This window comes from Streptomyces sp. NPDC126510 (genome assembly GCF_040302345.1).
In the GTDB taxonomy this organism is placed as follows: domain Bacteria; phylum Actinomycetota; class Actinomycetes; order Streptomycetales; family Streptomycetaceae; genus Streptomyces.
Genome location: NZ_JBEORR010000006.1, coordinates 315,551 through 341,192, shown reverse-complemented (window position 1 = coordinate 341,192; position 25,642 = coordinate 315,551). Strand labels below are relative to the sequence as shown.

General features: G+C 71.4%; 20 protein-coding genes. 18 read left to right on the top strand and 2 right to left on the bottom strand.

What is annotated here, in order from left to right:
- Positions 1-4: 4 nt before the first annotated feature.
- Both ABTX60_RS10955 and ABTX60_RS10950 read right to left on the bottom strand, forming a co-directional pair.
- Positions 5-1,930, bottom strand: coding sequence for a molybdopterin oxidoreductase family protein (locus ABTX60_RS10955; protein ID WP_352096764.1), 1,926 nt, complete (start codon positions 1,928-1,930; stop codon positions 5-7).
- Positions 1,927-2,898, bottom strand: coding sequence for a 2-dehydropantoate 2-reductase (locus ABTX60_RS10950; RefSeq protein WP_352096763.1), 972 nt, complete (start codon positions 2,896-2,898; stop codon positions 1,927-1,929). The genes ABTX60_RS10955 and ABTX60_RS10950 overlap by 4 nt, the downstream gene beginning before the upstream one ends.
- 234 nt (positions 2,899-3,132) lie before the next feature.
- Between ABTX60_RS10950 and ABTX60_RS10945 the strand changes: the two genes are divergently transcribed.
- The 18 genes from ABTX60_RS10945 (at position 3,133) to ABTX60_RS10860 (ending at position 25,563) form a co-directional block, all read left to right on the top strand.
- Entirely contained in the window at positions 3,133-4,467 is a 1,335-nt protein-coding gene (locus ABTX60_RS10945; RefSeq protein ID WP_352096762.1) for an OFA family MFS transporter, read from the top strand.
- Complete coding sequence (locus tag ABTX60_RS10940; protein WP_179272410.1) at positions 4,436-4,576, top strand: MFS transporter small subunit; 141 nt, start codon at positions 4,436-4,438, stop codon at positions 4,574-4,576. The genes ABTX60_RS10945 and ABTX60_RS10940 overlap by 32 nt, the downstream gene beginning before the upstream one ends.
- Positions 4,577-4,742: 166 nt before the next feature.
- Positions 4,743-5,681 carry a beta-ketoacyl-ACP synthase III gene (locus tag ABTX60_RS10935; protein WP_352096761.1) on the top strand — a complete coding sequence of 313 codons (939 nt, stop codon included), beginning with the start codon at positions 4,743-4,745 and terminating at the stop codon, positions 5,679-5,681.
- Between the two features lie 156 nt (positions 5,682-5,837).
- Positions 5,838-6,515 carry a GntR family transcriptional regulator gene (locus tag ABTX60_RS10930; protein WP_352096760.1) on the top strand — a complete coding sequence of 226 codons (678 nt, stop codon included), beginning with the start codon at positions 5,838-5,840 and terminating at the stop codon, positions 6,513-6,515.
- Between the two features lie 218 nt (positions 6,516-6,733).
- A complete protein-coding gene (locus ABTX60_RS10925; RefSeq protein WP_352096759.1) occupies positions 6,734-7,915 on the top strand; it encodes an ROK family transcriptional regulator in 1,182 nt (393 codons plus the stop codon).
- A 172-nt stretch (positions 7,916-8,087) separates the two neighbouring features.
- Positions 8,088-9,605, top strand: coding sequence for a sugar ABC transporter ATP-binding protein (locus tag ABTX60_RS10920; RefSeq protein WP_352096758.1), 1,518 nt, complete (start codon positions 8,088-8,090; stop codon positions 9,603-9,605).
- Positions 9,602-10,618 (top strand): ABC transporter permease, encoded by a 1,017-nt coding sequence (locus tag ABTX60_RS10915; RefSeq protein ID WP_352096757.1) that lies wholly within the window; start codon positions 9,602-9,604, stop codon positions 10,616-10,618. The genes ABTX60_RS10920 and ABTX60_RS10915 overlap by 4 nt, the downstream gene beginning before the upstream one ends.
- A 17-nt stretch (positions 10,619-10,635) precedes the next feature.
- Positions 10,636-11,682, top strand: a complete 1,047-nt coding sequence (locus tag ABTX60_RS10910; RefSeq protein ID WP_352096756.1) for a substrate-binding domain-containing protein — start codon at positions 10,636-10,638, stop codon at positions 11,680-11,682.
- Positions 11,683-11,737: 55 nt separating this feature from the next.
- Complete coding sequence (locus tag ABTX60_RS10905; protein ID WP_352096755.1) at positions 11,738-12,949, top strand: Gfo/Idh/MocA family protein; 1,212 nt, start codon at positions 11,738-11,740, stop codon at positions 12,947-12,949.
- Positions 12,950-12,963: 14 nt separating this feature from the next.
- Complete coding sequence (locus ABTX60_RS10900; RefSeq protein ID WP_352096754.1) at positions 12,964-13,962, top strand: sugar phosphate isomerase/epimerase family protein; 999 nt, start codon at positions 12,964-12,966, stop codon at positions 13,960-13,962.
- 132 nt (positions 13,963-14,094) lie between these two features.
- Positions 14,095-17,817, top strand: coding sequence for a ThuA domain-containing protein (locus ABTX60_RS10895; RefSeq protein WP_352096753.1), 3,723 nt, complete (start codon positions 14,095-14,097; stop codon positions 17,815-17,817).
- 86 nt (positions 17,818-17,903) lie between these two features.
- On the top strand, positions 17,904-19,178 hold the full coding sequence (locus tag ABTX60_RS10890; protein ID WP_352096752.1) for an inositol-3-phosphate synthase: 1,275 nt from the start codon (positions 17,904-17,906) through the stop codon (positions 19,176-19,178).
- Positions 19,175-20,194, top strand: coding sequence for an SCO3242 family prenyltransferase (locus ABTX60_RS10885; protein ID WP_502992306.1), 1,020 nt, complete (start codon positions 19,175-19,177; stop codon positions 20,192-20,194). The genes ABTX60_RS10890 and ABTX60_RS10885 overlap by 4 nt, the downstream gene beginning before the upstream one ends.
- Positions 20,191-21,180: a sugar phosphate isomerase/epimerase family protein gene (locus ABTX60_RS10880; protein ID WP_352096751.1), complete on the top strand. Its 990-nt coding sequence runs from the start codon at positions 20,191-20,193 to the stop codon at positions 21,178-21,180. Before ABTX60_RS10885 ends, ABTX60_RS10880 begins: the two co-directional genes overlap by 4 nt.
- Entirely contained in the window at positions 21,177-22,025 is an 849-nt protein-coding gene (locus ABTX60_RS10875; protein WP_352096750.1) for an EboA domain-containing protein, read from the top strand. Before ABTX60_RS10880 ends, ABTX60_RS10875 begins: the two co-directional genes overlap by 4 nt.
- On the top strand, positions 22,025-22,945 hold the full coding sequence (locus ABTX60_RS10870) for a TatD family hydrolase (protein ID WP_352096749.1): 921 nt from the start codon (positions 22,025-22,027) through the stop codon (positions 22,943-22,945). Before ABTX60_RS10875 ends, ABTX60_RS10870 begins: the two co-directional genes overlap by 1 nt.
- Before the next feature lie 3 nt (positions 22,946-22,948).
- Positions 22,949-24,118, top strand: coding sequence for a metabolite traffic protein EboE (gene eboE / locus ABTX60_RS10865; RefSeq protein WP_352096748.1), 1,170 nt, complete (start codon positions 22,949-22,951; stop codon positions 24,116-24,118).
- Entirely contained in the window at positions 24,115-25,563 is a 1,449-nt protein-coding gene (locus ABTX60_RS10860; RefSeq protein WP_352096747.1) for an alkaline phosphatase family protein, read from the top strand. The genes eboE and ABTX60_RS10860 overlap by 4 nt, the downstream gene beginning before the upstream one ends.
- Positions 25,564-25,642 lie beyond the last annotated feature (79 nt).

The window sequence follows — 25,642 nt, the reverse complement described above, 5'->3', positions numbered from 1 at the left end:
GCTTTCACCCCACGATGGTCGCGATGGGCAGCTTCTCGATCCGGATCGCCGACGCCTTGAACTCCGCCGTCCCGGCGATCGGGCAGTTCGCCTCGATCGTCAGCGCGTTGGTGTCCACCTCGTCGGGGAAGTGCATGGTCATGAAGGCGAGCCCGGGCCGCAGCGCGGTGTCCACCCACACGGGAGCGGTCACCGACCCGCGGCGCGAGGTCACCTGGACGTGCTCGCCGACCACGACCCCGTAGCGCTCGGCGTCCTCCGGGCTCAGCTCGACGAACTCGCCGCGCCTGAGCGGCGAGGCGTAACCGCCGCTCTGCACCCCGGTGTTGTACGAGTCGAGCCGCCGCCCGGTGGTGAGCCGGATCGGATACCGCTCGTCGGTGAGGTCCACGGGCGGGTCGTGCTGCACGATCCCGAACGGCGCGAGCGGACCGCGCCTGGCCGGGTCGGTCTCCCACAACCTGCCGTGCAGATAGGTCGGTTCGACGCCGTCCGTGCTCGGGCAGGGCCACTGGATGCCCTGGTGCTCCTCCAGGCGCTCGTACGTCATGCCGTAGTGGTCGGGCGAGACCGACCGCAGCTCGTTCCACACGGTCTCGGCGTCGGCGTACTTCCAGTCGTGGCCGAGGCGGGAGGCGAGGTCGCAGATGATGTCGATGTCCTCGCGGGCCTCGCCGGGCGGGGTGACGGCCTTGCGGACGCGCTGCACCCGCCGCTCGCTGTTGGTGGTCGTGCCGTCGGTCTCCGCCCAGCCGGCGGTGGCCGGCAGGACGACGTCGGCGAGTTCGGCGGTCTTCGTCAGGAAGATGTCCTGCACGACCAGGAAGTCCAGCGCCTTCATCCGCCGCACCGCCTGCTCGCTGTCCGCCTCGGACTGGGCCGGGTTCTCGCCGATGCAGTACACGGCCCTGAGCGAGCCGTCCTCCATCGCCTCGAACATCTCCGTGAGGTTCAGGCCGTAGTGGGGCTGGATCACGGTGTCCCAGGCCGACTCGAACTTCAGCCGGGCGCTCGCGTCCAGGATGTCCTGGAAGCCGGGCAGCCGGTTGGGGATCGCGCCCATGTCGCCGCCGCCCTGCACGTTGTTCTGCCCTCGCAAGGGCTGCAGGCCCGAGCCGTAGCGGCCGACGTGCCCGGTGAGCAGGGACAGGTTGATCAGGGCGCGGACGTTGTCGGTGCCGTTGTGGTGCTCGGTGATGCCGAGGGTCCAGCACAACTGGGCCCGCTCGGCACGGGCGTAGGCGTGCGCCAGTTCGCGGATCGCCGCCGCCGGTACGCCCGTCACCTTCTCGGCGAGCGACAGCGTCCACGGCTCGACCAGGGCCTTGTACTCCTCGAAGCCGCTGGTCGCCCGCTCGATGAACGCCTCGTTCGCGAGCCCCGCGTGGATGATCTCGCGGCCGATCGCGTGCGCCATCGGGATGTCCGTGCCGACGTTGAGCCCCATCCAGCTCTCCGCCCACTCGGCGGTCGAGGTCCGGCGCGGATCGACCGCGTACATCCGGGCCCCGTTCCTGATCCCCTTCAGCACGTGCTGGAAGAAGATCGGATGCGCGAACCGGGCGTTGGAGCCCCACATCACGATGACGTCGGTGTGCTCGATCTCCTCGTACGACGACGTCCCGCCGCCCGAGCCGAACGCCGCCGACAGGCCCGCCACGCTGGGGGCGTGGCAGGTGCGGTTGCAGGAGTCGACGTTGTTGGTGCCCATGACGACCCGGGCGAACTTCTGCGCCACGTAGTTCATCTCGTTGGTGGCGCGGGCGCAGCTGAACATCCCGAAGGCGTCGCGGTTGCGCCCGAGGCCCGCGGCGGCCCGGTCCAGGGCCTCCTCCCAGGTGGCCCGCCGGAACGGCTCGTCGCGGGAGTCCCTCACGAGCGGGTGGGTGAGCCGGGTGTAGGTCTTGGGGGTCCGATCGCGTTTCCTCATGCGGCGCTCCTCAGCGCGAGCAGGTCCGAGATGGCGTGCACGGTGCGCAGGGTGGGCACCTCCACGCCGGTGATCTCCGCCAGCTCGACGACCGCCGCCAGCAGCACGTCGAGTTCGAGCGGCTTGCCGCGCTCCAGGTCCTGGAGCGTGGAGGTGCGGTGGTCGCCGACCCGCTCGGCACCGGCGAGCCGGCGCTCGATGGAGACACCGACCTCGCAGCCGAGGGCCTGGGCGACCGCCAGCGTCTCGGTCATCATGATCTCGATGACTTTGCGGGTGCCGCCGTGCAGGCACATCTGCCGCATGGTCGCGCGGGCCAGGGCGCTGATCGGGTTGAAGGAGATGTTGCCGAGCAGCTTGACCCAGATGTCGCCCCGCAGGTCCGGTTCGACCGGGCACTTCAGCCCGCCCGCCTGCATGGCCTCGCTGAACGCGAGACAGCGCGCGGAGCGGCTGCGGTCGGGCTCGCCGATGGAGAACCGCGTGCCCTCCAGGTGCCGGACCACGCCCGGCCCTTCGAGTTCGGTCGCCGCGTAGACGACGCAGCCGATGGCCCGTTCGGGCGCGAGCACCGCACTGACCGCGCCGTCCGGGTCGACACTCTCGACACGATGGCCGTCGTACGGACCGCCGTGCCGGTGGAAATACCACCAGGGGATGCCGTTCTGGGCCGCGACGACCGAGGTCGTCTCGTGCAGCAACGGCGCGATCAGCGGCCCGCACGCCGCGTACGCGTTGGCCTTCAGGCCCAGGAAGACATGGTCGACCGGGCCGACTTCGGCCGGGTCGTCGGTGGCGTGGGGGCGCGCGGTGAAGTCGCCGCGTGGGCTGCGCACCCGGACTCCGTGCTGCCTCATGGCCGCCAGATGCGGTCCACGGGCGATGAGATGCACCTCGGCACCCGCGCGGTGGAGCGCGGCGCCGACGTAGGCGCCGATGGCACCGGCGCCGAGAACTGCGACTTTCACGGGAACACTCCGTTCGGTTTGAGGGATACCGCGGAGGTGGCTGCCGTCCGGCCGCTCACGGGTCGCGTATGGCTCGCGGACGGCTTGTGTCGACGAAATATTGTCTACAGTATGGAGGTTGGGTGGGCAAGAGTGCGTGCGCCGACCGTTCGGCGCATGCCGGATACCGTTCACCGCATACGGTCGACGTGCCGCCTTCCCAACTCCCCTGCGGATCCCTACCGTCCGGGGTTCATGAGTCCCCCAGTCGCGCCCCCGGGCTGGAGCCGCTGGCTCGTTCCGCCCGCCGCTCTCTCCGTACATCTCTCCATCGGCCAGGCCTACGCCTGGAGTGTGTTCAAGCCGCCCCTGGAGTCCGCGCTCGGCCTCAGCGGCACACAGAGCGCGCTGCCCTTCCAGCTGGGCATCGTCATGCTGGGCCTGTCCGCCGCGTTCGGCGGCACGCTCGTGGAGCGCAAAGGCCCGCGCTGGGCGATGACCGTCGCCCTGATCTGCTTCTCCTCCGGCTTCCTGCTCTCCGCGCTGGGCGCGTCCCTGGAGCAGTACTGGCTGATCGTCCTCGGCTACGGCTTCGTCGGCGGCATCGGTCTCGGCATCGGCTACATCTCGCCCGTCTCCACCCTGATCAAGTGGTTCCCGGACCGGCCCGGCATGGCCACCGGCATCGCCATCATGGGCTTCGGCGGCGGCGCGCTCATCGCCTCGCCCTGGTCGGCCCAGATGCTGGAGTCGTTCGGCAGCGACAGCTCCGGCATCGCACTGGCCTTCCTGGTGCACGGGCTGTCGTACGCCGTGTTCATGCTGCTGGGAGTGCTCCTGGTCCGGGTTCCGCGTCATGCCCCAGGGGCGCGGGGAACCGCGCGACAAGCCCCCACCGGCCCGCAGGTCTCGGCGAAACAGGCCATCCGCACCCCCCAGTTCTGGCTCCTGTGGATCGTGCTCTGCATGAACGTCACCGCCGGCATCGGCATCCTGGAGAAGGCCGCGCCGATGATCACGGACTTCTTCGCGGACACCTCCACCCCGGTGTCGGTCACGGCCGCCGCCGGTTTCGTCGCGCTGCTGTCCGCCGCGAACATGGCCGGCCGCATCGGCTGGTCCTCCACCTCCGACCTCATCGGCCGCAAGAACATCTACCGCGTCTACCTGGGTGTAGGCGCCCTGATGTACGCCCTCATCGCCCTGTTCGGCGACTCCTCCAAGCCGCTGTTCATCCTGGGCGCGCTGGTCATCCTCTCCTTCTACGGCGGTGGATTCGCCACGGTTCCCGCCTATCTGAAGGATCTGTTCGGCACGTACCAGGTCGGTGCCATCCACGGGCGGCTGCTCACCGCCTGGTCCACGGCCGGGGTGCTCGGCCCGCTGATCGTGAACTGGATCGCCGACCGGCAGGAGGAGGCGGGCCGGCACGGGGCGTCCCTGTACGGGCTGTCCTTCGTCATCATGATCGGGCTGCTCGTCGTCGGCTTCGTCGCCAACGAACTGGTCCGGCCCGTCGACGCCCGCCACCACGTCCCCGCCCCGAAGGAGGCCGCCCATGCCGAGCGACAGCAGTCAGAGTCCGCCTAGCCCGGACCGCCGGTGGCTGATCGCCCTCGCCTGGGTGTGGGTGGGCGTACCGCTCGCCTACGGGCTGTACGAGCTCGTCCGCAAGGCCACGCAGCTCTTCACCGGGTAGGCGCACCGGCGCGGTGGGCGTTCGACAGGTGTCCGAGCGTCCGAGGTCCTGACCGAAGCTGACAACGCCGGCGCACGTTTCCTGTCACCTTGGCTGCCGTCGTACCCGTGAGTCACTGATCAGACTGGTGGATCCGCTACCCAAGGCAACGAGGGGGATCCACCCAATGAACGGCTCGCGCATCGCCGCCGTCGGCCACTACCAGCCCGCCAAGGTGCTCACCAACGAGGACCTGGCGGGCCTGGTGGACACCAGTGACGAGTGGATCAGGAGCCGGGTGGGCATCCGTACGCGTCACGTCGCCGGACCCGACGAGCCCGTCGACGAACTGGCCGCCCACGCCGCCGCCAAGGCCCTGGCCGCGGCCGGGCTGACCCCGGCGGACATCGACCTGGTGCTGGTCGCCACCTCCACCGCCGTCGACCGCTCGCCCAACATGGCCGCCCGGGTCGCGGCCCGCCTGGGTGTCCCGCAGGCCGCCACCATGGACCTGAATGTGGTGTGCGCCGGGTTCACCCACGCCCTGGCCACGGCCGACCACGCCGTCCGCGCGGGAGGCGCCAGCCGGGCGCTGGTCATCGGAGCCGACAAGATGTCCGAAGTGACCGACTGGAGCGACCGCAGCACGTGCGTGCTCGTCGGCGACGGGGCCGGGGCCGCGGTGGTGGAGGCCGCGGGCGAGGCGGCCATCGGGCCGGTGCTGTGGGGCTCGGTGCCCGAGATGGGTCGCGCGGTGCGCATCGAGGGCAGCCCGCCGCGCTTCGCCCAGGAGGGCCAGAGCGTCTACCGCTGGGCCACCACCCAACTCCCGCCCATCGCACGCCGGGCCTGCGAGCGGGCCGGGCTGGAGCCGGCCGACCTCGCCGGGGTCGTCCTGCACCAGGCCAACCTGCGCATCATCGAACCCCTCGCCGAGAAGATCGGCGCCGTCAACGCGGTCGTCGCCCGCGATGTCACGGAGTCCGGCAACACCTCGGCCGCGAGCATCCCACTGGCCTTCTCGAAGCTGGTCGAGCAGGGGGCGATCGCCACGGGCGACCCGGTGCTGCTGTTCGGCTTCGGCGGGAACCTGTCGTACGCGGGCCAGGTCGTCCGCTGCCCGTGAGCCCGGCCCGGTCCCTCGTGGTGTGACGCGCTCAACTGCCCGAAACCCTGGCTCTTGTGCGCCGTAGACTGTAGACGAAAGACAATCAATACTGACTCTGCGGCGATACCGGCTCGCGCCGCGTTGTGCACGGCCCTGCCGAGGAGGGGGACCGCGATGCTTTCGACAGGCCTGCCCCAAGGGGCGGTACCCAAGCTGGAACGCCCGGGTCCGCTGCGCGACCGTGTCTACGAGGCACTGCTCGAACTCATCACCACCCGTGCGCTGCAACCCGGCCAGCATCTCGTCGAGAGCGAACTCGCCGGGCATCTCGGCGTATCGCGGCAGCCGGTGCGCGAGGCGCTCCAGCGGCTCAACACCGAGGGATGGGTCGATCTGCGGCCCGCCCAGGGCGCGTTCGTGCACGAGCCGACGGAGGAGGAGGCCGACCAGCTCCTCACGGTCCGTACGCTCCTGGAGGCCGAGGCGGCCCGGCTCGCGGCGGCCAACGCGAACAGTGCGGGCATCGCCGCCCTGGAAGCGCTGTGCGCGGAGGGCGAGAAGGCCGTCGAGGCCGACGACGTGGACGGGGCCGTCGCCATGAACGCCCGCTTCCACGCCAAGATCATGGAGCTCGCCGGCAACGCCGTCCTCGCCGAACTCGCCGCCCAGGTCGACCGTCGCGTGCGCTGGTACTACACGCCCGTCGCACGTCGGCGCGGTCACCAGTCCTGGATCGAGCACCGCGAACTCATCGCGGCGGTCGCCGACCGGGACGAACAGCGCGCCACCCAGCTGATGCGCGCGCACACCGAGCACACGCGGCGCTCGTACCACGCGCGGTCGCGCGCGTAGCGCCCCAGTGCGTTCGTAACGCCGCCACTCCTGCCCTGCGATGGGGGACAGGTGTGGCGGCTTCTTTGTCCACTGAGTGGAAAAAGTAGGGGGCAATTCCTGCGCGACTTCTTCCCACCCCCGGCAGCCGCTGCTACGTTCCCTCCGAAAGCAAGCCACCGTGTGGCGGGAAACCGGCGCGGACAGGCCGATCGAGGCGGGAGGGGCTCGTGAGACGTATGACCGCACGACCCGGAAACGCCCACCAGGCCCGGCTGCTCAAGCTGTTGCGTGACGGCGGCCCCAACTCCCGTGCCCAGCTGGGCGACCAGGTCGACCTCTCGCGGTCCAAGCTGGCCGTGGAGGTGGACCGGCTGCTGGAGACGGGGCTGGTCGTGGCCGACGGACTCGCCGCCTCGCGCGGCGGCCGCCGCTCCCACAACATCCGGCTCAACCCAGAGCTGCGCTTCCTCGGCGTCGACATCGGCGCGACCTCGGTCGACGTCGCCGTCACCAACGCCGAACTGGAGACGCTCGGACACCTCAACCAGCCCATGGACGTGCGCGAAGGCCCCGTCGCGGTCTTCGAGCAGGTCCTCGCCATGGCCGCGAAACTGAGGGCCTCCGGGCTCGCGGAAGGGTTCGACGGCGCCGGCATCGGCGTCCCGGGCCCGGTCCGCTTTCCCGAGGGCATCCCGGTGGCACCGCCGATCATGCCCGGCTGGGACGGCTTTCCCGTGCGGGAGGCCCTCAGCCAGGAACTCGGCTGCCCGGTCATGGTCGACAACGACGTGAACCTGATGGCGATGGGGGAGCAGCACGCGGGCGTCGCCCGCACCGTCGCCGACTTCCTCTGCGTCAAGATCGGCACCGGCATCGGCTGCGGCATCGTCGTCGGCGGTGAGGTCTACCGCGGTACGACGGGCAGCGCCGGCGACATCGGGCACATCCAGGCCGTCCCCGACGGCCGCCCCTGCGCCTGCGGCAACCGGGGCTGCCTGGAGGCCCACTTCAGCGGGGCCGCCCTGGCCCGCGACGCCACGGAGGCCGCCCAGCAGGGCCTTTCGGCCGAACTGGCCTCGCGGCTGGAGACGAACGGCGGCCTCACCGCCGTCGACGTCGCCGCCGCGGCCGCCGCCGGCGACGCCACCGCCCTCGACCTGATCCGTGAGGGCGGCAACCGCACCGGCCAGGTCATCGCCGGCCTGGTCAGCTTCTTCAACCCGGGCCTGGTGGTGATCGGCGGCGGGGTGACCGGCCTCGGCCACACCCTGCTCGCCGCGATCCGCACCCAGGTCTACCGCCAGTCGCTGCCCCTGGCGACCGGCAATCTGCCCATCGTCCTAGGCGAGTTGGGGCCCGCCGCCGGAGTGATCGGCGGGGCCCGGCTCATCAGCGACCACCTGTTCTCTCCCGCATAGCCCCGCACGACAGCCCGCAGTCACCGCACAGCGCCCCCGCACGACAGCCCGCAGTCACCGCACAGCGCCTTGCGCGACAACACAGCGCCCCCGCACGACAGCACGGCTCATCGCACAGCGCCCTGCTCTGCCCTGCCCTGAAACCGGCCCGCACGCCCGCCAAGGGGACCTCATGGCACCAGAACCACCGCTGCTCAGCATGTCCGGCATCACCAAGTCGTTTCCCGGAGTCCGGGCCCTCGACGGCGTCGACCTCGACGTCCAGGCCGGCGAGGTGCACTGCCTGCTCGGCCAGAACGGGGCCGGCAAGTCCACCCTCATCAAGGTGCTGGCCGGCGCCCACCAGCCCGACACCGGCCGCCTCCACTGGCGCGGCGAGGAGGTCACCCTCCGTTCGCCGATCGCCGCCATGCGCCTGGGCATCGCCACCATCTACCAGGAACTCGACCTGGTGGAGCACCTGTCGGTCGCCGAGAACGTCCACCTCGGGCATGAGCCGACCACCGCGGGATTCGTCGTCCGCGGCAAGACGGCCAAGGCTTCAACGGCCGCACTGCTCAAGCGGCTCGGTCATGCCGAGATCGATCCGGCCCGGCTCGTGGGGGAGCTGTCGGCGGCGCAGCAGCAGATCGTGTCCATGGCCCGGGCGCTCTCCCACGACGTGCGGCTCATCGTGATGGACGAGCCGTCCGCCGCCCTCGACCCGGACGAGGTCGACAACCTCTTCCGCATCGTCGGCGACCTGACCGCGGCCGGAGTCGCCGTCGTCTACATCTCTCACCGCCTGGAGGAAATCCGCCGCATCGGCGACCGGGTGACGGTGCTCAAGGACGGACGGGCCGTCGCGAACGGACTCCCGGCGAAGTCGACGCCGACCCGCGAGGTCGTCGCGCTGATGACGGGCCGCAACGTCGAGTACGTCTTCCCCGACCGGCCGCTCTCGCCGCCGCACGGCGAACCCGTGCTGACCATCCGGGGGCTCTCCCGGCAAGGGGAGTTCGAGCCCTTCGACCTGGAGGTCCGCCCGGGCGAGATCGTCGGCCTCGCCGGACTCGTCGGCTCCGGCCGCTCCGAGATCCTGGAGACCGTCTACGGCGCCCGTAAACCGACGACCGGTCAGGTGCTGGTCGGAGAGCGGGCGTTGAAGCCGGGCAGCGTACGGGCCGCCGTCCGGGCCGGACTCGGGCTCGCCCCCGAGGAACGCAAGGCACAGGCCCTGCTGATGCTGGAGTCCGTCACCCGCAACGTGTCGGTCTCCTCCATGTCCCGTTTCTCGCACGGCGGCTGGATCGACCGGGGCGCCGAACTCGGTGCCGCCCGGGCCGCCACGCGCGAGCTGTCGCTCCGGCCGGACAACCCGTCCGTGCCCGTGCGCACCCTGTCCGGCGGCAACCAGCAGAAGGCCGTCCTGGCCCGCTGGCTGCTGCGCGGCTGCAAGGTGCTGCTGCTCGACGAACCCACCCGCGGCGTCGACGTGGGCGCCCGCGCCGAGCTCTACGCCGTCATTCGCCGGCTCGCCGACGAGGGCCTCGCCGTGCTGCTGGTCTCCAGCGAGGTCCCCGAGGTGCTCGGCCTCGCCGACCGCGTCCTGGTGCTGCGCGAGGGCCGTGTCGTCCACACGGCGCCCGCCCGCGAACTCGACGAACACCGCGTACTCGACCTGGTCATGGAAGGAAGCCCGGCGTCATGACGCAGCCCGTCTCCCCGCCGCGGGACAGCACCGCGAAGGTGCCCGGGGCCCAGCCCCCGGCCTGGCGCGGCCTGCCGGCCCGTGCCGACCTCCGTACCCTCTCCCTGCTCGGCGTGCTCGCCGCACTGATCGTCGTCGGCGGCATCACCAAGCCCGACGAGTTCCTCGACACCCGCAACCTGCAACTGGTCCTCACCCAGGCCTCCGTGGTCGGCGTCGTCACCGTCGGCATGACCTTCGTCATCGTCTCCGGCGGCATCGACCTGTCGGTCGGCGCGATCGTCGCCCTCGCCTCGGTGTGGGCCACCACGGTCGCCACCCAGGAGTACGGCTTCGCCGGCATCCTCTTCACGGCGATCGTCGTCGGAGTCGGCTGCGGCCTGGTCAACGGGGTGCTCATCGCCTACGGCTCGATGGTGCCCTTCATCGCCACCCTCGCCATGCTGGCCTCCGCCCGCGGCCTCGCCCTGCAGATCACCGACGGCAAGACACAGATCGTCACCGTGCCCTCCGTCCTCGACCTGGGGGAGCGCGACGCCTACGTCCTCGGCATCCCGCCCCTGGTCATGGTGTTCGCCGTCGTCACGGTCATCGGCTGGCTGGTGCTCAACCGCACCACCTTCGGCCGCCGCACGGTCGCCGTCGGCGGCAACCCGGAGGCGGCCCGGCTCGCCGGCATCGACGTCCGGCGCCAGCGGCTCTACCTCTACCTGCTGTCCGGGCTGTGCTGCGGCATCGCGGCCTTCCTGCTGATCGTCCTGTCCGGCTCCGGTCAGAACACCAACGGCAACCTCTACGAACTCGACGCCATCGCCGCGGCGATCATCGGCGGCACCCTGCTCACCGGCGGCCGGGGCACCATCACCGGCTCCGTGCTCGGCGTCCTGATCTTCTTCACGATCACCAACATCTTCGCCCTGAACAACCTGCAGAGCGACGTCCAGCAGATCGCCAAGGGCGCGATCATCGTCGCCGCCGTGCTGGTCCAGCGCCGTACCGCGAGCACGACCTGAGGAAAGGGTTGACCGCCATGCCAGAGATCACGAGCCGCAGAGGGCTGCTCTTCGGGGCCGCCGCCGTCTCCGCCGGTGCCCTCCTCACGGGGTGCACGAGCAACGAGCCGTCCGACTCCGAGGACGAGCCGGCCGGCAACGACCAGCCGGCCGCGGACGACAAGCCGGGCAAGAAGGTCACCATCGGCTTCGCCGGACCGCAGGCCGACCACGGCTGGCTCAACGCCATCAACGACAACGCCAAGAGCCGCGCCGAGAAGTACTCCGACGTCACCCTGGAGATCACCGAGGGCTCCAACGACACCGCCCAGCAGATCGGCCAGATCGAGACCCTCATCAACAAGAAGGTCGACGTCCTGGTCGTGCTGCCCGCCGACGGCAAGGCCCTCACCCAGGTCGGGCTCAAGGCCATGCGCGCCGGCATCCCGGTCGTCAACCTCGACCGGATCTTCAACACCCCGCAGGCCTACCGCTGCTGGATCGGCGGCGACAACTACGGCATGGGCCTCAACGCCGGGCACTACATCGGCGAGAAGCTCAAGGGCAAGTCCGGTGCCCGCGTCATCGAACTGGCCGGCCTGGACAACCTGGAGCTCACCAAGCAGCGCACCCAGGGCTTCGACGACGCCCTGAAGAACTACCCCAACATCAAGAAGGTCGCCCGGCAGGCCGCCGAGTTCACCGTCGAGTCGGGGCAGGCCAAGATGGCCCAGCTGCTGCAGGCCCAGTCGACGTTCGACGCCCTGTGGAACCACGACGACGACCAGGGCGTGGGCGCGCTCCGCGCCATCGAACAGGCCGGGCGCGACGACTTCCTGATGGTCGGCGGCGCCGGTGCGCTCTCCGCGTTCCAGGCCATCAAGCAGGACGACGGTGTGCTCAAGGCGACCGTGCTGTACCCGCCGACCATGGCCGCCTCCGCGATCGACCTGGCCCGCGCCCTCGGCCAGAGCGAGGGCATCGGAGGTCTCGCCGAGTTCGAGATCCCGTCGTCGCTCACCCTCTACTCGGCCGTCGTCGACAAGACCAACGTCGACCAGTACATGTCCACCGGCTTCAAGTGAGCCGCCCCGCACCCCCCACGTGCGCCACCCCGACCAGGACGAGGAGGACACCCGTATGGGACAGCCGCAGGAGCAGCCGGAGGGGACCGAGGCAGGCAAGCCACCCCTGCGCGTGGGGATGGTGGGCTACGCCTTCATGGGCGCCGCCCACTCCCAGGGCTGGCGCACCGCGGGCCGCGTCTTCGACCTGCCGCTGAACCCCGTGCAGGCGGTGATCTGCGGCCGGGACGGCGCCGCCGCCCGGGCCGCGGCCGACCGGCACGGCTGGGAGTCCACCGAGACCGACTGGCGGGCCCTCGTCGAGCGGGACGACGTCGACCTGGTCGACATCTGCACCCCCGGCGACAGCCACGCCGAGATCGCCCTGGCCGCCCTGGCCGCGGGCAAGCACGTCCTGTGCGAGAAGCCGCTCGCCAACACCGTCGAGGAGGCCACCTCGATGGCACTGGCGGCCGAGCAGGCCCACGCGCGCGGCCAGGTGGCGATGGTCGGCTTCAACTACCGCCGGGTGCCCGCCACCGCCCAGGCCCGCCGCATGGTCGCCGAGGGCCGCCTCGGCAGGCTGCGGCACGTGCGCGTGACGTACCTCCAGGACTGGCTGGTCGACCCGCAGTTCCCGCTGACCTGGCGGCTGCGCAGGGAGCAGGCAGGGTCGGGCTCGCTCGGCGACCTGGGGGCGCACATCGTCGACCTCGCGCAGTACCTGGTCGGGGAGCCGCTGGCAGGCGTCTCCGCACTGACGGAGACCTTCGTACGGGAGCGGCCCCTGCCCACCGGCGCCACCAGTGGGCTGTCCGCCGTCACGTCCGCCGGCACCGGGCAGGTCACCGTCGACGACGCGGCCCTGTTCACGGCCCGCTTCCCCTCCGGTGCGCTGGCCTCCTTCGAGGCCACCCGCTACGCCACCGGCCGCAAGAACGCCCTGCGCATCGAACTCAACGGGGAGCGCGGCTCGCTCGCCTTCGACCTGGAGCGGCTCAACGAACTGTCCTTCCACGACGGCACCGCGCCCGGCGCGGAGGCGGGCTTCCGCCGGATCCTCGTCACCGAACCGGACCACCCCTATCTGGACGCCTGGTGGCCGCCGGGCCACGGCCTCGGCTACGAGCACACCTTCGTCCACCAGGCCCGCGACCTCGTCCACACCATCGCCGAGGGACGCCGCCCCGAACCCTCCTTCGCCGACGGGCTGCAGGTGCAGCGCGTGCTCGCGGCGGTAGAGGAGAGCGCCGAGAAGAACTCCGTCTACACGCCGATCGCGGTCTGAGGAGGCCCCTTTCGATGCCGCGCACTTTCACGCTCTTCACCGGCCAGTGGGCGGACCTGCCCCTGGAGGAGGTCTGCCGCCTGGCCCGCGACTTCGGCTACGACGGCCTGGAACTAGCTTGCTGGGGAGACCACTTCGAAGTCGACAAGGCGCTGAGCGACCCGTCGTACCTGGACGGCCGCCGGGCCCTGCTCGACAAGTACGGCCTGAAGTGCTGGGCCGTCTCCAACCACCTCGTCGGCCAGGCCGTCTGCGACGCCATCATCGACGAACGCCACCAGGCCATCGTGCCGGAGCAGGTGTGGGGCGACGGAGAACCGGAAGGAGTCCGGCAGCGGGCCGCGGAACGCATGAAGGACACCGCCCGGGCCGCGGCCGCCTTCGGCGTGGACACCGTCATCGGCTTCACCGGATCCGCCATCTGGCACCTGGTCGCCATGTTCCCGCCCGCTCCCGAGGCGATGATCGAACGCGGCTACCAGGACTTCGCCCACCGCTGGAACCCGATCCTGGACGTCTTCGACGCCGAGGGCGTGCGATTCGCGCACGAGGTGCACCCCAGCGAGATCGCCTACGACTACTGGACCACCCAGCGGGCCCTGGAAGCCGTCGGCCGGCGCCCCGCCTTCGGCCTCAACTTCGACCCCAGCCACTTCGTGTGGCAGGACCTCGACCCGGTCGGCTTCCTCTGGGACTTCCGCGACCGGATCTATCACGTCGACTGCAAGGAGGCCCGCAAGCGCCTCGACGGACGCAACGGCCGCCTCGGCTCCCACCTGCCCTGGGGCGACCCGCGGCGCGGCTGGGACTTCGTCTCCGCCGGGCACGGCGACGTCCCCTGGGAGGACGTCTTCCGGATGCTGCGCTCCATCGACTACACGGGCCCGGTCTCGGTCGAGTGGGAGGACGCCGGCATGGACCGGCTCCAGGGCGCCCCCGAGGCGCTGACACGCCTCAAGGCCTTCGACTACGAACCGCCCAGCGCGTCCTTCGACGCCGCGTTCAACAGCTGAACCACGGGCTCGGCGACACAGACCTGCCTTGACGTGCTCAAGGCACACTCCGGGGTGACGGCGCACCCCGGCGCCCGCACCGCACGCTTCGCACCCACCCCGTACGGCCCACCCCGTTCCCGGAGGGACTTCGTGCACAGAACCAGACCCAGAAGCACCCGCAGCCCCAGGCGGCCCGGACTGCGCGCCACCGTCGCCCTGTTCACCGGCCTGCTCCTCGCGGTCGGCACCCCGGCCACCGTCGCCGGCGCCCACCCCGGCCACCCGGAACACGACGAACCGGCAGCCGCGGAGGGCCAGTTCCAGCAGGTGCCGCTCGCCAAGGGCGAACCGGAGACGGGCGAGCCGATGTCACTCGCCGTGCTCCCGGACCGCAGCGTCCTGCACACCTCGCGCGACGGCACGCTGCGCCTCACCGACCAGGGCGGCGTCACCAAGATCGCCGGCAAACTCGACGTCTACAGCCATGACGAGGAAGGCCTCCAAGGCGTCGGCATCGACCCGGACTTCAAGAACAACCGGGCGATCTACCTCTACTACGCCCCGCCGCTCGACACCCCCGCGGGCGACGCCCCGGAGACCGGTACCGCCGACGACTTCAAAAAGTTCGACGGCGTCAACCGCCTCTCCCGCTTCGTCCTCAACCCCAACGGCACGCTGAACCTGTCCAGCGAGAAGAAGGTCCTGGACGTCGCCGCCTCCCGGGGCACCTGCTGTCACGTCGGCGGCGACATCGACTTCGACAAGGACGGCAACCTCTACCTGTCGACCGGCGACGACACCAACCCCTTCGCCTCCGACGGCTACACCCCGATCGACGACCGGCCGAACCGCAACCCCGCCTTCGACGCCCGCCGCAGCGCCGGCAACACCAACGACCTGCGCGGCAAGATCCTGCGCATCAAGGTCGCCGAGGACGGCTCGTACACCGTCCCGGAGGGCAACCTCTTCGCCCCGGGCACCGAGAAGACCCGCCCCGAGATCTACGCGATGGGCTTCCGCAACCCCTTCCGCATGAGCGTCGACGACAAGACCGGCACCATCTACGTCGGCGACTACGGCCCCGACGCCGGCGCCGCCGACCCGAAACGCGGCCCGGGCGGACAGGTCGAGTTCGCCAAGGTGACGAAGGCCGCCAACTTCGGCTGGCCCTTCTGCACCGGGGACAACGACGCCTACGTGGACTACGACTTCGCGACCAAGGAGTCCGGCGAGACCTTCGACTGCAACGCCCCGAAGAACACCTCGCCGCACAACACGGGCCTCACCGACCTGCCGCCCGCGCAGGCCGCCTGGATCCCGTACGACGGCGGCTCCGTGCCCGAGTTCGGCAGCGGCTCCGAGTCCCCGATGGCCGGCCCGGTCTACCGCTACGACCCCGAGCTGAACTCCGGCGTGAAGTTCCCGGAGGCCTACGACGGGGACTTCTTCGCCGGTGAGTTCGGCCGCCGCTGGATCAAGCGGATCGAGGAGAACGCGGACGGTTCCGTCGCGAAGATCAACGACTTCCCGTGGACCGGCACCCAGATCATGGACATGGAGTTCGGCCCCGACGGCGCGCTCTACGTCCTCGACTACGGCCTGTCCTGGTTCCAGGGCGACAAGGACTCCGCCCTGTACCGGATCGAGAACGCCGAGGACGGCTTCTCCCCGATCGCCGAGGTCAGCGCCGACAGGACATCCGGAGCGGCCGGCCTGAAGGTGAAGTTCACCGCCTCCGCCAAGGACGCCGACTCCACGGACCTCACCTACGGCTGGGACTTCGGCGACGGCACCAAGGGCGAGGGCCTCACCCCCACCCACAAGTACAAGAAGGCCGGCACCTACAGCGCCACCTTCACCGCCAAGGACCCCGAGGGCAACACCGGCAACGCCAGCGTCCGGATCGTGGTCGGCAACACCGAGCCGAAGGTGACGATCGAGACCCCGGGCAACGGCAGCCTGGCCGCCTTCGGCAAGCCCGTCCCGTTCAAGGTGAAGGTCACCGACCCCGAGGAGACCGTCGACTGCTCCAAGGTCAAGGTCACCTACAGCCTCGGCCACGACTCGCACGCCCACGAACTGACCAGCGAGCTGGGCTGCGAAGGCACCCTGACACCGCCCCCCGGTGACGGCGGCCACGACCCCAACGCCAACATCTACGGCGTCGTCGGCGCCAGTTACACCGACGGCGGGGCGAACGGCCAGGAGTCCCTGACCGGTACCGCCCGCACCGTGCTCCAGCCGCTGCACCGCCAGGGCGAGCACTTCACCACCCAGTCGGGCGTCTCGGTCATCACCAAGACCGGCGCCAACGGTGGCAAGACCGTCGGCGACATCAACGACGGCGACTGGATCTCCTTCAGCCCCTACCGGTTCGACGGGCAGAAGAAGATGACCGTGCGGGCCTCCTCCGGCGGCGCGGGCGGCTTCATCGAGCTGCGCACCGGCTCGCCCGACGGACCGCTGCACGGCTCGGCGTACATCCCGCCCACCGGCGGCTGGGAGACCTTCCAGAACGTCGACGTGCCCCTGCGATCGCTGCCGAAGAAGACCACCGACATCTACCTGGTCTTCAAGGGCGGCGAGGGCGCGCTTTACGACCTGGACGACTTCGAGTTCTCCAAGGAGCCGTTCAAGGGCGGCAAGAAGGTCCTGGTCTTCTCCAAGACCGCCGGCTTCCGCCACGACTCCATCCCGGCGGGCATCACCGCCCTGAAGGAACTCGGCGGCCCGGCCGGCATCACGGTCGACGCGACCGAGGAGGCCAGGCAGTTCACCACGACCAACCTCGCCAAGTACGACGCGGTCGCCTTCCTGTCCACGACCGGCGACGTGCTCAACGCCGAGCAGCAGAAGGCGTTCGAGGACTACGTGGCGGGCGGCGGTGGCTACATGGGCATCCACGCGGCGGCCGACACGGAGTACGACTGGGAGTTCTACGGCGGCCTCGTCGGCGCCTACTTCCAGTCGCACCCGGCCATCCAGAAGGCCACCGTCCGCGTCGAGGACCACGACCATCCGTCGACCGCGCACCTGGACGACGCCTGGGAGCGCACCGACGAGTGGTACAACTACCGCACCAACCCGCGGGAGAAGGCCAAGGTCCTCGCCACCCTGGACGAGACCACCTACCAGGGCGGCACCATGAAGGGCGACCACCCGATCGCCTGGTGCCAGAGCTACGGCGGCGGCCGGTCCTTCTACACCGGCGGCGGCCACACCAAGGAGTCCTACGCCGACGCCGCCTTCCGCTCCCACCTGCTCGGCGGCCTGCAGTACGCCACCGGCCAGGTGAAGGCGGACTGCAAGCCGGGCAAGGACTACCGGAAGATCTTCAACGGCAGGACCCTGGACGGCTGGAAGCAGGCCGGCCCCGGCAAGTTCGACGTCAAGGACGGCACGCTGGTGACCGAGGGCGGCATGGGCCTGCTCTGGTACCAGGCCAAGGAGCTGAAGTCGTACTCGCTCAAGCTCGACTGGAAGATGCGGGGCGACGACAACTCCGGGATCTTCGTAGGCTTCCCCGCATCCGACGACCCCTGGTCCGCGGTGAACAAGGGCTACGAGATCCAGATCGACGCCACCGACGCGCCCGACCGCACCACGGGCTCCGTCTACTCCTTCAAGTCGGCGAACACCAAGGCCCGTGACCAGGTCCTGCGGCCGCCCGGCCAGTGGAACTCCTACGAGATCAAGGTCCGGGGCGAACGCCTCCAGGTGTTCCTCAACGGAGTCAAGATCAACGACTTCACCAACGAGGACCCCCAGCGGAGCCTGACCGACGGCTACATCGGCCTCCAGAACCATGGCGCCGACGACCAGGTCTCCTTCCGCAACATCCAGTTGAAGGAACTGCCCGTCCAGGGCGACTGAACGGCGGCGGGCGGGGGACGCCGGACCCCCGCCCGCCGTCTCCGCATCTCTCCCCCCGGGGCTCGCGCACGATCAGGAGGCTGCCCATGTCCGCGTCCCTCTCCCGACCGCGTGTGGGGGTGTGGCTGATCGGAGCCCGAGGCTCCGTCGCCACCACCGTCTTCACGGGGTGTGCCGCCGTCACCGCGGGACTGCACCCGCCCACCGGCATGGTCACCGAAACACCGGCGTTCACGGGCAGCGGTCTGCCCGCGCTGTCCGACCTCGTCTTCGGCGGCCACGACACCCTCGACTGCCCCCTGCCCAAACGCGCCGAGGCACTCACCGCCGGCGGCGTCCTCCCACCCGGCGTGGCCACCGCCGTCGCCTCCGAACTCGTTGCCGCCGACAGGGAGATCAGACCCGGCGGCCCCACCCCGGGGGACACCAGGAGCGAGGCCGAACTGATCACGGCCTTCGCCGACGACCTGCGCGACTTCGTGCACCGCCACGAACTGGAGCGGGCCGTGGTGGTGAACGTCGCCTCCACCGAACCCGTCTCCCAGGGACCCGGGGCCCCGCTCCCGGCCAGCACCCTGTACGCGCTGGCCGCCCTGCGCGCGGGCTGCTCCTACGTCAACTTCACTCCCTCCGCGGGCATGCACCACCCCGTTGCCACCCGAGAGGCCTATGGCAGCGGCCTGCCCCACGCGGGCCGGGACGGCAAGACCGGACAGACCCTGCTGCGGGCCGTCCTCGGCCCGATGTTCGCGCAGCGCGCGCTGACGGTCCGCGCCTGGTCGGGTACGAACCTGCTCGGCGGCGGCGACGGCGCCGCCCTCGCCGACCCGGCCGCCGCCGCGGCCAAGAACGCCGGCAAGGAACGCGTCCTCGCCGACACCCTCGGCACCGTCCCCGAGGGCGAGGTCCACATCGACGACGTCCCCGCCCTCGGCGACTGGAAGACCGCCTGGGACCACATCGCCTTCGACGGCTTCCTCGGCACCCGCATGATCCTCCAGACCATCTGGCAGGGCTGCGACTCGGCCCTGGCGGCACCCCTGGTGCTGGACCTGGCCCGCCTGACCGCCCGCGCCCACGAGGCCGGGATGTCCGGCCCGCTCGGCGCTCTCGGCTTCTACTTCAAGGACCCGGTGGGCGACGGGCCGTCGGGGCTGGCCGAGCAGTACGGCGAACTGGTCCGGTTCGGGCGGGGCCTGGGGGAGGAGACGGGCCCGGGCGACGAGGCATCGGCCTCGCAGGCCGCCGAAGAGGCCCGTGCGCTCGCTCCGGCGGGGCAGATCACCCCGGACGGGCTCCCCGGAGAGGGGCGCGTGACCGGTTCAGCGGGGCAGGCCGACGAGACGGAGGGCCGCCGGTGACGCGGCGCGAGAACACTCCTGGACGCGGTGGCGGCACAGGGGACGCCGTCACCGAGGTGCCCTCCGAGCCCGACGGTCGCTCGGGGCGCGGTCGCGCCTGGGCCGAACTCCTTCGCCTGCCCGCCCTGTTCAGCGTCCCCGGCGACGCCCTGGCCGGCACGGCAGCCACCGGCGCACCTCCCACCTCCCGCACCCTGCTCGCCATCGCCTCCTCCCTCTGCCTGTACGAGGCCGGCATGGCCCTCAACGACTGGGCCGACCGGGACATCGACGCCGTCGAACGCCCGCACCGACCCCTGCCCTCCGGACGCATCCGCCCCGCCGCCGCCCTCACGGCCGCCGGAGCCCTCACCGGAGCCGGACTGGCCCTGGCCGCCGGCGCGGGCCGCCCCGCTCTGGCCGTCGCCGCACCCCTGGCGGCGACCGTCTGGGCGTACGACCTCGGTCTCAAGCACACACACGCGGGACCCCTGGCCATGGGCACGGCCCGCGGCCTCGACCTGCTCCTGGGAGCCGCTGCCACCACCGGCCGCACCCGTCAGGCCCTGCCCCACGCCGCCCTCCTCGGCACCCACACCCTGGTCGTCACGACGGTCTCCCGCCAGGAAGCACAGGGTGGCTCGCCCCTGCCCCCGCTGGCGGCCCTCGCCACGACCGCACTGCTCACCCGACTGGTGACACGCCGCTCCGCCGCCTCCACGAACAGCCGCAGGCAGGCAACCGCCCACGCGCGGACAGGCCCCCGGGCCCGCTGGCACCCGGTCCAGGCGCCCGGGGCGCTGCTCACCACCGCCCTCGGAGCCGCCTACGCAGCGACGACCGCCCGCCCCTACTTCCACGCCACCCTGAACCCCTCACCTCCCCTCACCCAACGCGCCGTCGGCGCCGGCATCCGCGCCACCATCCCCCTCCAGGCCACCCTCACCGCCCGCTCCCGGGGCACGGCCACCGCACTCCTCATCGCGGCCCTCGCCCCCCTCGGAGCCCGGTTCGCTAAGAAGGTGAGCGTCACATGAGCCCCGACGCCAACGCCCACACCTCCAAGAGCCGTGCCGGCGCCGTGTCCTCCCTCCGTTTCGGCTACGGCACCAACGGCCTCGCCGACCTCCGGCTCGACGACGCCCTCGCCCTCCTCTCCGACCTCGGCTACGACGGCGTCGGGCTGACCCTCGACCACATGCATCTCGACCCCCTCGCCCCCGACCTCGCCGCCCGCACCCGCCGGGTCGCGCACCGGCTGGACGAACTCGGGCTGGGCGTCACCGTCGAGACCGGCGCCCGCTACGTGCTCGACCCGCGCCGCAAGCACGGCCCGTCCCTGCTCGACCCGGACCCCGACGACCGGGCCCGCCGCGTCGGCCTCCTCGTGCGGGCCGTCCGGGTCGCCGCCGACCTCGGCGCCCACGCCGTCCACTGCTTCAGTGGAGTCGTCCCGCAGGGCACCGACACGGACACCGCGTGGAAACGCCTCACCGAGACCCTGAGCCCCGTCCTGGACGCCGCCGCCTCGGCCGGCATCGCGCTCGCCGTCGAACCCGAGCCGGGCCACCTCCTGGCCACCCTGGCCGACTTCCACCACCTCCGCAGCGCCCTGGGCGACCCCGAACCCCTCGGCCTCACCCTGGACATCGGTCACTGCCAGTGCCTCGAACCCCTGTCCCCGGCCGACTGCGTGCGGGCCGCCGCCCCCTGGCTACGGCACGTCCAGATCGAGGACATGCGGCGCGGTGTCCACGAGCACCTCCCCTTCGGAGACGGGGAGATCGACTTCCCTCCGGTCCTGGCGGCCCTCGCCGCCACCGGCTACCAGGGCCTGACCGTCGTCGAACTGCCCCGCCACTCCCACGCCGGCCCGCACTTCGCCGCACACTCCCTCCCGTTCCTCCGCCACGCCGAGCGGACCGCGGCCACCGCGTCGCCCGCTTCCGCTCCGCCCCGCCGGCACGCCGCGCCACCCCACGGCGCTCCCTCCACCACCCATGAGGGGAGCAGCACCCGATGAACCGTCCCCGAGCCACACCAGCGGCGAGAACCGAGAACACCGAGCGCAGCCAGGACGCCCAGAGCATCGAGGAGCCCGACGCGACCGCCGGCCAAGGCCCGGCCTCCCAGGGCCCGACCGCCGCCCAAAACCCGACCACCGCCCAGGGCCCGGGCGACGTCCGCACCGGCGCTCCCTTCTCCACCAGGGACACCGCCCCCACCCCCTCGCTCACCCACCTCCGCCACCACCTCACCACCCACCTCGACCCGCCCGCCCGCACCTGGCTCGACCACGCCCTCGACGAGGCCGCCGCCCACCCCGGCCTCCACGGACCCATCTCGGTCTGGGAGCTGCGCCTCGCCGAAGCCGGCCGGCGCTGCGGCGCCGCGTACGCCGACGCCGCACGCGTCCTCATCCTGGCTGCGGCCCGCGCCGACGCCGACGCCCTGACCCGGGTGTACTTCCAGGGCACCGCCGACGAACGCCGAGCCGTGCTGCACGCCCTGCCCCACCTCGTCTCCGGTCCGGGCGCCCTCCCTCTCGTCGAGGACTCCCTGCGCACCAACGACACCCGGCTCATCGGCGCCGCCGTCGGCCCCTACGCCGCCCGGCACCTGACCGCCCACGCCTGGCGCCACGCCGTGCTGAAATGCCTGTTCACCGGCGTCCCCGTCGACGACGTGGCGGACCTGCCCCGGCGCGCCGCCGACGACGTCGAGCTGGCCCGCATGCTGGCCGACTACGCCGCCGAGCGCACCGCCGCCGGCCGCACCGTCCCCGAGGACCTGTACCGCGTCCTGGACCTGACCGAGTCCGTCACCCCGGCCCCCGGCACGGACCACCCCCACGGCAAGGAGTCCTGATGCGCATCTTCGACCCCCACATCCACATGACGTCCCGCACCACCGACGACTACGAGGCCATGTACGCCGCCGGTGTCCGCGCCGTCGTCGAGCCGTCCTTCTGGCTCGGCCAGCCGCGCACCTCGCCCGCCTCCTTCCGTGACTACTTCGACTCCCTCCTCGGCTGGGAGCCCTTCCGCGCCGCCCAGTACGGCATCGCCCACCACTGCACGATCGCCCTCAACCCCAAGGAGGCGAACGACCCGCGCTGCCGGCCCGTCCTCGACGAGCTGCCGCGGTACCTCGTCAAGGACAACGTCGTGGCAGTCGGAGAGATCGGCTACGACTCCATGACCCCGGCGGAGGACACCGCCCTCGCCGCGCAGCTCCAGCTCGCCGCGGACCACGGCCTGCCCGCCCTCGTGCACACCCCGCACCGCGACAAGCTCGCCGGGCTGCGCCGCACCCTCGACGTCGTCCGGGAGTCCGCGCTGGCCCCGGACCGGGTCCTGGTCGACCACCTCAACGAGACCACCGTCAAGGAGGCCAAAGACAGCGGGTGCTGGCTGGGCTTCTCCGTCTATCCGGACACCAAGATGGACGAGGAGCGCATGGTCGAGATCCTGCGCGCCTACGGAACCGGGCAGGTCCTGGTGAACTCCGCCGCCGACTGGGGCAGGAGCGACCCCCTCAAGACGCGCGAGGTCGGCGACCTCATGCTGGCGGAGGGCTTCGACGAGGACGACGTCGACCAGGTGCTGTGGCGCAACCCCGTCGCCTTCTACGGGCTCAGCGGACGCCTGAATCTCGACGTCACCGGCACGGACCCCACACACGAGGGCAACTCCGTCCTCCGAGGCGCCCCGAAGGACCCGCACGAGGCGGACACCGGCCCGGGGGACGGCGACGTGCCGGCTCGCGTCCCCGCCGCGGAGGCGTGAACCGTGCGCTTCCGCCACCCGGACGGTTCCACCGTCCACCTCGCCTACTGCACCAACGTCCACCCCGCGGAAACCCTCGACGGCGTCCTCGCCCAGCTCCGCGACCACTGCGAACCCGTCCGCCGCCGCCTGGGCCGCGACCGGCTCGGCATCGGGCTGTGGCTCGCCAGGGACGCCGCCCACGCCCTCGTCACCGACCCGTCCGCCCTGCGCGGCCTGCGCTCCGAGCTCGACCGGCGCGGCCTCGAGGTCGTCACCCTCAACGGCTTCCCCTATGAGGGCTTCGGCGCCGAGGAGGTCAAGTACCGCGTCTACAAGCCGGACTGGGCCGATCCGGAGCGCCTCGACCACACCACCGCCCTGGCCCGCGTCCTCGCCGGTCTCCTCCCGGACGACGTCACCGACGGGACCATCTCCACGCTGCCCCTCGCCTGGCGCACCGCGTACGACGACTCGCGCGCGGAAACCGCCCGCACCGCGCTGCGCACACTCGCCGAACGCCTCGACGCCCTCGAGGAACTGACCGGCCGCTCCATCCGCGTCGGCCTGGAACCGGAACCCGGCTGCGTCGTCGAGACCACCCGCGACGCCATAGCCCCGCTCACCGCGATCGGCCATCACCGCATCGGCATCTGCGTCGACACCTGCCATCTCGCCACCTCCTTCGAAGATCCGCACACCGCCCTGGACGCGCTCTCCGCGGCCCGCGTCCCCGTCGTCAAATCCCAGCTCTCCGCCGCCCTGCACGCCGAGCACCCCCATCTCCCCGAAGTGCGCGAAGCACTGGCCGCCTTCGCCGAACCCCGCTTCCTGCACCAAACCCGCACGGCGACCGCCGTCGGCCTGCGCGCCACCGACGACCTCGACGAGGCCCTCGCCGGACACGCCCTGCCGGACGCCTCACCCTGGCGCGCCCACTTCCACGTCCCGCTGCACGCGGCCCCCGCCGCGCCCCTCACCTCCACCCTTGCAGTCCTGACATCCGCACTGACCCGACTGGTCGGCGGCCCGGTCCCGCTCACCCGCCATCTGGAGGTCGAGACCTACACCTGGCAGGCCCTTCCGCCCGAGCTGCGCCCCAAGGGCCGCACCCAGCTCGCCGAGGGCATCGCCGCCGAACTCACCCTCGCCCGCGACCTGCTGACGGACCTCGGCCTGAAGGAGCTGCCATGAGCACCGGCCCCCATGAGGACCCCGAACCGGCCGCCACGGACACGCCCGCCCCGCCTCCGGCCGCCACGGGCCGCCCCACCCCGCTCCTCGTCCTGGACGTCGTCGGCCTCACCCCCCGTCTCCTCGACCACATGCCCCACCTCAAGGCCCTCGGCCAGTCCGGCTCCCGCGCCCCGCTGGGCACCGTCCTGCCCGCCGTCACCTGTGCCGCCCAGTCCACGTTCCTCACCGGCACCATGCCCTCGGAGCACGGCATCGTCGGCAACGGCTGGTACTTCCGCGAACTCGGCGACGTCCTTCTGTGGCGCCAGCACAACGGGCTCGTGGCCGGCGACAAACTCTGGGACGCCGCCCGCCGCGCCCACCCCGGCTACACCGTGGCGAACATCTGCTGGTGGTACGCCATGGGAGCCGACACCGACATCACCGTCACCCCCCGTCCCGTCTACTACGCCGACGGCCGCAAGGAACCCGACTGCTACACCCGCCCGGCCGCACTGCACGACGAACTCACCGACAGATTCGGCACGTTCCCCCTGTTCCACTTCTGGGGCCCCGGCGCCGACCTCGTCTCCAGCCGGTGGATCATCGACGCCACCCGCCACATCATGACCACCCGGCAACCCGACCTGACGCTCTGCTACCTCCCTCACCTCGACTACGACCTGCAGCGCTTCGGCCCCGACGACCCACGCTCCCTGAAGGCTGCCGCCGACCTGGACGCCGCCATGGCCCCGCTGCTGGACGACGCCCGCGCCGAGGGCCGTACCGTCGTCGCCCTGTCCGAGTACGGCATCACCCGGGTGAACCGGCACGTCGACATCAACCGCGCCCTGCGCCGCGCCGGGCTGCTGGACGTGCACACGCAGGACGGCATGGAGTACCTCGATCCGATGGCGTCCCGTGCCTTCGCGGTCGCCGACCACCAGATCGCCCATGTCTACGTGCGTCGTCCCGAAGACCTCGACGCCACCCGGGCGGCGCTCGAGAATCTGCCCGGCATCGCCCAGCTCCTCGACGACGAGGGCAAGAAGACCCATCACCTCGACCATCCGCGCGCCGGCGAACTCGTCGCCGTGGCGGAACCCGACGCCTGGTTCACGTACTACTACTGGCTCGACGACGAGCGCGCGCCCGACTTCGCGCAGCTCGTCGAGATCCACCGCAAACCCGGCTACGACCCGGTCGAGCTCTTCATGGATCCCCTCGACCCCTACGTCAAGGTCAAGGCGGCCACCGCACTGGCGCGCAAGAAGCTCGGCATGCGCTACCGCATGGCGGTCGTGCCCCTGGACCCCTCACCTATTCGCGGCAGCCACGGCCGCCTTCCGCAGAGCGACGACGACGGTCCGCTCCTCATCTGCTCCACCCCCCGTGCTGTCGGCGACCGCGTCGCGGCCACCGATGTGAAGTCACTGCTGCTCCGACTCGCCGGTCTCGCCTGAGGCCACAGCCCTCGCCACCGACCGCTCACAAGTGAAGCACTCACCACTGACAACGCCCCGCGATCACGAGGAGTTCCCC